Genomic DNA, 8,687 nt, shown 5'->3' on the forward strand with positions numbered 1-8,687 from the left:
CCAGTGCCTACCTGTTCCCAGTGATAACCCTCCCTGCCGTGTATGCCTTGCAGGGCAAGTTGCATGGTGTCTAGCATTAGGCGCGAAATGCGGGTTCGCGGAGCCTTGGTTTGAAAGTCTTTCGTGCGACTCCAAAACACATAACGTCCGCTTTGCGGCACTTGGAATACCGTCGTGGCATGCGCAGCACCGCTACCGCCCGCCGTAACCATGAGCACGGCCTTATTGAAAGCTTCGGCATCTTTCTCTACTTTCCAGCCGCCCACATACTGAAAGCGTTCTGCTTCCAGCATATAGGTTTGCCCGTTTAGCGGCAAGGCCAACCACAAAGTCAACAATAAAGCTACGGTTTTTGCCATAACACAACTTATTTTTGTTTAAACAGACCTGGTTGTTAGGTGTTCATTTGCCAGCAAGTTGTAAGCAACCTGTCTGTACAAAGTCCCTTGTAGTGGGGCTACAAGCGTGTTGTAGCGCCAGTACAAGTGCCTTGTAGTGCCAGTACAAGCCTTTTGTAGTGCCGCTACAAGCCCCTTTGTAGCGGGGCGTGTGCGTGCAGCCGTAAGGCACTTAAAGGCAATTGCGATGTAAACCTAACGTTTTTTACTGTAATTTCAAAGCCATTTTGTTTGGGTTATATGTTTTTTAGTTTCACAATTTCGATACCAAAGGGTGGCACCAGACTCGCTTTCAGGCACTGTCCGCTGGTGTTAGTTAGGCGCATTTGTGTGGGGCGGTTGGTGCTGTTCATAACGATGGCATAGCCATGACTGCCTTTTGTGGAACGTGCAACAAGCAATTCGAGGTTGGCATTGTGGCACGAAAGGCTGTCGTTGCCAATGGTTAGTTCAACGTTTTCGCCGTCGATAGTGCCAGCAGAGAAACCCAGAACCTTGTGTGGTCCAACTTTTGGCGTAACGAAACCTCGCGGAAAGGATATGCGCCCTTTGCTGCGCAGCTCGGCTTCGGCCACAAGATAGTCGGTTAGCCAGCCCAATTGCCACCATGCGTGTTGCGGATAGGGTAAGGCTACCTTGTTGAAATGTGCCCAATAATAGGCTGCAATGCCCGATTCGGGTTCAACAAAGCGGTCGCGGCCATTGGCCGAGGCACGTGCCATGTCGAGGAAAAGCACATCGCCCGTTTGTTGATAAAGCCTTACGAACATGCCCGCAAAGCTTGAAAGGAGGATTGGGCCTTGCGGATTGGCCGACCCAATAACGCCGATATGTTCGCAAGCCAGTCCTGCTTGGGTATATTGTAGGGGGTTGAGGCTGTGTCCTTCTTTATCTTTAATGGGAGTTACATCGGCTGGATGGGTGTATATATAGGTGGTGAAATAGCGTGCCATGTCAAGAGCAGCGTCTTTGTAGCGCACATCGCCCGTTAGTTGGTGCATGTCGAGCAGTGCCTGAACCGACATGGCCGTGGCAAAATCGGGTGCAAAGCGCGTGTCGCCGCATACGCCAACCAAGGCTGTTGGGCGCACGGCATGCGCTATAAACCAGTTGGCACCACGCACGGCGGCTTGTAAAAACTTATCATCACCCAACATTTTATAGGCAACATACATGCCGTAGAACGTGGGACGAAGGTCTTTTAGGTCGGGCAAAATGTCGGTTTCGTCTTTTAGGCTTACGCCCAAAGGCCAGCTGCCGTCTTGCCTTTGCATAGTCAGCAATAGGTTGGCCGATGTGCGCAGACTTGCTTGCAGGGCGGTGTCGTTGGGTTCGAACAGCAGCATGTTGGCCACATCAATGAGCGAATAATAGGTAATGGCAATGGGTTCGATGTGTTCGCCCCATTCTTCCACCCAACGTTTGCTCTTCCATAAGAAGTATTGCCCTTGCGGTGCACCTGCGTATTTGCCTGTGGCAAACTGCTGTTTTAGTTTGAAGTTGCGCACGTAGGGCAGCAGGTTGTTGGCCAAGGCCGTATCGTTGGCCATGCGCACCATCATCCACATGGCCCCATAGTCGGCGTTTTTCATGGCATCGTTGTTTGCGCCATGCACGCCTCCACGATAATCTTGCGCACAGATAGGCACGCCTTCGCACTCTGCCTTGCGGAAAAGCTGTGCCGATTGGGTATGCATGTAGTGGTAAATTTTGTTTATGCGGGTTGTTAGCGGTTGTTCGTTGGTGGTCTTCCGCATGTCGTCAAAGCTGTACATTCCATAAATAACCTGCTTATAAACGTCGTACCAGTTGTTTTTAGAGAGGATGATACGATAGGCAAAATGCAGTTTTTGTCCTTTCTTTAATGCTGCCTTGGGTGTTCCTAGCACAGGATAATATAACTGGGGACTAAGTTTTCCCTCGGCATCCATAGCACCATAGCCCACGTTCCATTGGGCATGCGTGTTCTCTCCGTTGAGGTAAGGCTTGCGCGGGAACTGCTTTTCGGGCGCAATGCCTATGGTTAAGCCCTGCGTTTGCAGGATAGACACAGGCGTTGTGGCGCACTTGTCTTGGTATACAACAGGTTTGTTGGGCATTCCGTGTTCGTAAACGTAAGCCGAAACGAAGTCGGGGTTTACCCATTCGGCATGCACGTAACCGGGTATTACGGCCTTAAACCCCGTTTGGGGCTTGGCGATGGGTAGGCTTGGGGTGGACAACGAGTAGCAGCCATCTTGTTTTGGCACGAGGGTTTGGCTTACGAAGAGGGAGTTTCCGTTTACCGAGAAGCGCAGATACACATCGGCCCATTGGCTTTCGGCCTTTAATGTGAGCGGTTGGCGCGACAGAACATGATATGTTTGCAGCTTAACGTGCGTGCCGGCCGTGAGCAACGACACGTTGGTGATGTTGTTTAGCCATGCCCGCCGTGGGTAAATAAAGTTGTCTTCGATGAAATGTATGTTGTGCGTAGTTTTGAAAGTGTCGATTACTTGCGGCTTAAAATCCGTGTCGGCAACGAACAGGTGCTGCCCGCTAAGGGGCAAACGCACCTGGCCGTGCGTGGTGGGCACAACCAGGGTGTTGTCGGTTGGGCGATAAACAATTTGCTTTGGCGTGCGTGCATGGAGCAGAGCACATGCAGAAAGCAACAGGCCTAGGGCTAGGGTAATGCTTCTTTGCGTCATGATTATATGAATTGAATGCCCATCAAAGCCACAGCCGCATTGGGCGAAGCGTTAGATAGGCGTATTTCCAAACGGTTGGTGGTGATGCCTTGCCCCTCGAACGGCACATCTACCGTGGCCTGATAGTTATTGGTAATGGTGACATGCGTGTTGGGCGAAGCAATAATCTCGATGCCGTCTGCACATTGGGGCATGCGGTTGTCGGCGTGTCCCCATTGAACGGTTTCCATCGGATGGTCGTAATCCACGTCGGTAAACAGCTTAATGCCCTTTATCTGCTGTTCGTTTTCCCACGTAAGGGTTAGCGTGGGTTGCTTGTCATGCAAGGCTGCAACCCATGCGTTGGGCTTGTTTATGGGCCGATAGGGCGGTGCGAGCAGGTTTTCGGGAGCGAAACAACGCAAACTGGGCGTTATTTTCATGGCGATGTTATAGGCTTTTTCGCGCCTTTCGGGACACCAAAACTCAAAACTCTCTACGCCGATGTGGGCAGGCGGTTCTTGTTTGCCCCAGTTGGACACGGCCGGAAGGCACTTGTTGAAGGTTGCCATTACGCCGCTAACGATGCTGTTGCATGCTTGCAGTGCCACATGTTCGTTCTTCATGAAGCACACAAAGGCGTAGCAGTCTGTTGGGATGTGGCATTTAAAGGCTAATGTAACCTCTTGTTCGCCCGCATGCAATGGCAGCTCAACGGTTTCTAACGTTTGGTCGGGGGTGTGATTAAAGGTCTTGCTGCTGATGCGTAGTTCCACTTTCAGGCTTGTTTCTTGGCCAGCTCGAAGCCAAAGGCTGATGTTGGGCATTGCACCTTTGCTTATCGGGAGCATCTGTGCTGCCGAATGCACCAGCGTTTTCCACTCGCCACTGGGTGGCAGTTGGTCTAAAACCAATGTAGACGATGCTTTGATGGTGGCTGTTTGCAGGGCGTTGTTGGCTATCTGCACATCGGTTTGTGGCAGGTAAACGCCATTGCGCGTGAGCAAGGTTTGCAATTTGGCCATGTGTTGCTCGTCCATCAGTTCGTCTGGCGTGCAATTGTGGTGTATGCAATATGCCGCGGCTGTTCCCACTGCTTCGCCACCAGCGGCGCAAGTGGCCATCACTCGTGTTGAGGCGAAGGCCACATGGGTGGCGCTAATGATGCGCCCAGCCAGGAAAAGGTTGTCTAAATGTGGCGTGATGTAGCAGCGGTAGGGAATGGGGTAGATGCCTTTGGCATGCCATTGCGTGCAGGCTTTCTTCTCTTTGCTAAACACACCGTCGGCCGGATGCAGGTCGAGCGACCATCCGCCAAAGGCAACCGCATCGGGTTGCATGCGCTGTTCGATGATGTCTTGTTGGGTAAGCATGTAATAACCCACGAACCTTCTGCTCTCTCGTTTGCCCGGAATGGCACCTGCCCACTCTAAGGTGAGGTTGCGCGATTCGGGAAAGCGGCCTGAGTTCTTTATGTAGTTCCAAATGCCGTACACCACACTGAGCAGCCGATATTTCACCTCTTCGGTATCTTTAATGGTGTCTAGTCGGCCTCCGTACTCAATCCACCAGTATTTGCAGCCTGCTTCTTTGGTTGAGAAATACTCGGGATTGTGTATCTTGTTGATGCTACTTTCCACTTCGTTGATGCTAAGTGCAAAATGTGGTGGCACATATTGCACGGGCTTTCCTGCATCTTTGATGTAGAAGAAGATGGTGTGACCCAGCTTTTCGCCGTATGTTTCTTTGTTGGGGGCGAACTTTTCGCCAAACTCTTCGGCATCTTCCGCCCCTTGCCGATACTGGGCTCCGGCCATGTAGGCCAACAATCCGTCGCCCGTTGCATCACAAAACAGCTTTGCGTTAAAGTGGTAGCGAGTTTCGTTCTGTGGGTTATAAGCCGTTACACTGGCAATATTGCGCGAACCTTTTTTCTCAATGTCGTAGACCACGGTGTTGAGAAACAACGATATGTTCTTTTCGGCGAGCACCTTGTCTAGTAATACGGTGTCGAATATAACGGGGTTTCCTTCCTTGTTGCGGTAGGTGTTTTCAACCAGTAATTCGTTTAGCAGGCCGCCTTCTCTTGCCCAGCGGTTGTTGTTGCCCATGTGTGATGTTGCGCCCAGCACCCATAGTCGCACTTCGCTTGATGCGTTTCCGCCCAGCACGGGTCGGTCTTGCACCAGCGCAACGCGAAGTCCTTGGCGAGCGGCAGCTATGGCAGCGCATACGCCAGCCATGCCTCCGCCTGCCACAAGCAGATCGGTGTCGATGTGTTGAACGCGTTGTGTGCGTTTATTGTTTTCAAATAGTTCTTCAATCATTGCTAGTTCTTGTTTTCATTGTTTTTTAATGCTCCATGTTAAGGCCACTCCAATGAGCATAAAGCAAGCCCCAGTGCCTGTAACCAGCATGGTATGTCCCTCGGAGAGCAGGCCTAGCAGGGCGATGGCAAGGCCGATGAAGAATATTCCCAGCCCTATGATGCGCTTGCTGTATGTGTTTTCGCTTTTGGCTTCGGCTTGTGCTTGTGCCGTTAGGGCGTTGCGCTTGGCGTTGTTGGCTTGTTCCCATGCGGCATATTCGGCGTAGCGGTTACTGGTTTTACCGGTCAGTATAAAATAAATCTCGAAGGCTGCGAGCATGATGATGGGCAAGGCGCAGCCGAAAACCATCTCGCCTGTGCGACTAAACGTAAAGCCCGTTAGTGCTGGCACCGCGAACTTGAACAGCGCATTAACCACCAATGTGGTGATGGTGGTGGCCAATATCGTTGTGCCTGTTTGCCGATGCGAGAACAAAGTCCATATAACGGGCAGGTAAAGTGGAACGCCCGTGAGGGCTGCAAGACTGATAACAACATTGACAACGCCGCCCATGTGCTGTATAAGCAGGGCTATGAGTATGCTTATAATGCCAAAGGCCACGGTGGAAAGGCGCGCCACAAGCATAAGTCGCCGCTGCGAGCTGTTCGGATAGAGGCGTTTATAAAGGTCGTTGGTTACTACGCCCGATGCAATGTTGAGTTTGGAGTTCATCGCACTGGTGGTGGCGAATATCATTCCGCCTATCATCAGCCCTAATATGCCCTTTGGCAACACTTCTTTGCACATCATAAGATAGGCGCCCTCGCTCTCCATCACTCCCAAAGAAGGATTAAGTAGGTAGTAAACCATTGGTGGAAGCATCCACAATATGGGGCTCACGAAGTACAAAGCAGCGAAGAACCAACCCACGCGCTTGGCATCTGTGCTGGTGCGAACGCAAGTGAAGCGTTGTACATAGGCCCAGTTTCCGCCAAGGAAGATGGCGTTGTAAAGTCCGAATGCGAGGATGAAAAGTAAGGGATACTCGTTGGCTGTAAGCTGAAAGTACCTATCGGGCAGTTGCGAGAGGAGTGCGTGTAGGCCGTCAACGCGTTCGAGTGATAGCGGTACAACAATAATAATGGCCGCCATGAGGATGATGAACTGCAAGACATCGGTGGAAACAACGGCCCAAAGTCCGCCTGCCGACACGTAGAGTATGCAGAATGCGCCCAAGAGAATGATGCAGAGGTTGATATCTAGTGCAGTGGCAACCTCCACAATCTTGGCTACAGGATAGAGGAAGGATGCCGTAAGAAAGAGTGAGATAAAGAGAAACAGGAAGGTATAAGTCTTTTGGACATGTACGCCTAGGCGTTTATTAATGTATTCGGCCACGGTGAGCGAGCCTGTGCGGTGCCATCGGGGAGCAATCCATGTACCCACGAGCAGTCCGGCCAAGGCCATTGTCCATTGTATACTTATCGCTACCCATCCGTGCAAATAGGCTACAGAACCCCAAACAACAAAAGTACCAGCTGAGAAGAAACTCATGAAGAGGGAGAGCCCGCTAGTTTGCCATGGCACAGCACCGCCTGCAGCAAAGAATGAGGTCATATCCTTTCCTTGTTTAGAAAATGCCATACCAGCTGAAAGTACGCCAATGGTTAATAGGATCATCATTATTGTATCGATAGGATTCATTGTTATAAAGATTATTGTAAAGGTGCGTGTAATATATGTAGTTATAATATGCGACAAAGATATAATGAATAAATGACATACAAAACGCAGAAAATGAATATTTACGCAAACGTTTGCAGATAGATTAGTCTATAAACAGAAATAAAAATAGTTTTTACAATACGCCAGTTCATGATAAATTCAGAATGTAAATAGTTCTACCTATCTTGACTTTCATACATATATAGGAAAAGGCCCGGAGTTTATTCTCAATTTATAATTAGTATCGAATGAGCTCAAAATCTCATTCATTTTACTAAACAAACTATTTTACTTTACATAATACAGTGAGGCAAATCGTAAGATATTTTTAATAGCTTTACAAAATTATTCAGCAGACATTTGTCTTTGCTATGAAATATGAGACCTCTGCAAAACTATTCTCCTAAAAGTTTTCCCATATCAGCCATAATTGGTACCCTTATGGTATGAAACAGAAGCCCTCCTCTCCCAATTTTGCCGACATGTTCCTCAGCCATCGCAAGGCTAAGTATACCTTCTTCTCTCAGATAGACCAGATTATCAAATAGAATCCAATCCGGGATATCATAGAAATCGCCTATACTAAGGGCTATAAATCAACAGGCCGTCCGAGTTATGACAGCCTGCTACTATTCAAGATCGAACTTCTGCATACATAGTATGGGCTGAGTGATAGTGAGGTTGAGAACCAGGTGAACGACCATCTCTCCTTCAGTCGCTTCGTCGATTTGGGCATAGAAGATACTGCTCCCAACAGCACAACCATCTGACGTTTTCGAAACACATTGGTAGAGGCCGACCTGTACGACATGGTCCTGAATGAAATCAACCACCAGCTTGAGGTGAAAGGTATTATCGTCAAGTGCGGTGCCATCGTTGGCACAAGTATCACGGATACTCCCCGTCGTCCCCGTGGCCAGAAGGAGTATGAGATGATAGAGGATTGTCACGAGAAAGATGAGGGGGGGCATCGGAAGAAGCCATGCTCAAGGAAATTGTCATGCCCAATGTGGACGGAGAGGCTTGGCGGGGCAAGAAGATGGGAAAGCTCCACTTCGGCTACAAGCGCCATACGGCAACTGACGAGAATGGTCTGGTTCTGGCCGAGGAGACAACGACTGCCAATAAGAGCGACATCAAACATCTCGAGACATCGCTGGAGAAAGCCAACCTCCTGCAAAGTACGCCTGTCTATGCCGACAATGGCTATGACTCGGTGGAGAACAGGGAGACGCTGGTCAGGATGAAACTTAGAAGCCGCATCATGCACAAAGGATACCTGTGGCCGTAAGATCACGGAAAGGGTACAGCGTATCAATGTTGCCATCTGCAAGGCAGGAATAGTGTTGAACGTACATTCAGCTCCATACACAGATGGCTCCTTGGAGGAGTAGAAAGTGGCAAAGATACATGTGCAGCACATGATGGAGGCCATGACGTACAATCTTTATAGAGTCCAGGAATAATTATGTCCAATCCTATCAAATAAGGGAAATATGGGATGAAATAAGACGCTACGGGCCATTTCTCAACTTATGCTCCGCTTTTTGTCTTTTCTAATGCTTTTGTTGGTAGGAAGGAGTGTG

The 8,687-nt window shown here is 49.7% G+C and carries 3 protein-coding genes and 2 pseudogenes; 1 reads left to right on the forward strand and 4 read right to left on the reverse strand.

Translation table 11 applies throughout. The annotated features are described in order from the left end of the window. The 4 genes and pseudogenes from HMPREF9420_RS06445 to HMPREF9420_RS06460 form a co-directional block, all read right to left on the reverse strand. Positions 1–359: pseudogene (locus HMPREF9420_RS06445) on the reverse strand (hypothetical protein); the annotation flags it as partial. Positions 360–634: 275 nt separating this feature from the next. Next, the gene (locus HMPREF9420_RS06450) at positions 635–3,088 is read right to left on the reverse strand and encodes a hypothetical protein (RefSeq protein ID WP_007134702.1); all 2,454 of its coding nucleotides are present in this window, start codon (positions 3,086–3,088) and stop codon (positions 635–637) included. A 2-nt stretch (positions 3,089–3,090) separates the two neighbouring features. Further along, entirely contained in the window at positions 3,091–5,394 is a 2,304-nt protein-coding gene (locus tag HMPREF9420_RS06455) for an FAD-dependent oxidoreductase (protein WP_007134703.1), read from the reverse strand. A gap of 15 nt (positions 5,395–5,409) precedes the next feature. After that, positions 5,410–7,059, reverse strand: coding sequence for a sodium:solute symporter family protein (locus HMPREF9420_RS06460; RefSeq protein WP_248628081.1), 1,650 nt, complete (start codon positions 7,057–7,059; stop codon positions 5,410–5,412). A 488-nt stretch (positions 7,060–7,547) separates the two neighbouring features. On the opposite strand from HMPREF9420_RS06460, the pseudogene HMPREF9420_RS06465 reads away from it, so the two are divergent. Continuing rightward, positions 7,548–8,590, forward strand: a pseudogene (locus HMPREF9420_RS06465) (IS5 family transposase). Positions 8,591–8,687: the final 97 nt, after the last annotated feature.

Source organism: Segatella salivae DSM 15606 (assembly GCF_000185845.1).
Taxonomy (GTDB): domain Bacteria; phylum Bacteroidota; class Bacteroidia; order Bacteroidales; family Bacteroidaceae; genus Prevotella; species Prevotella salivae.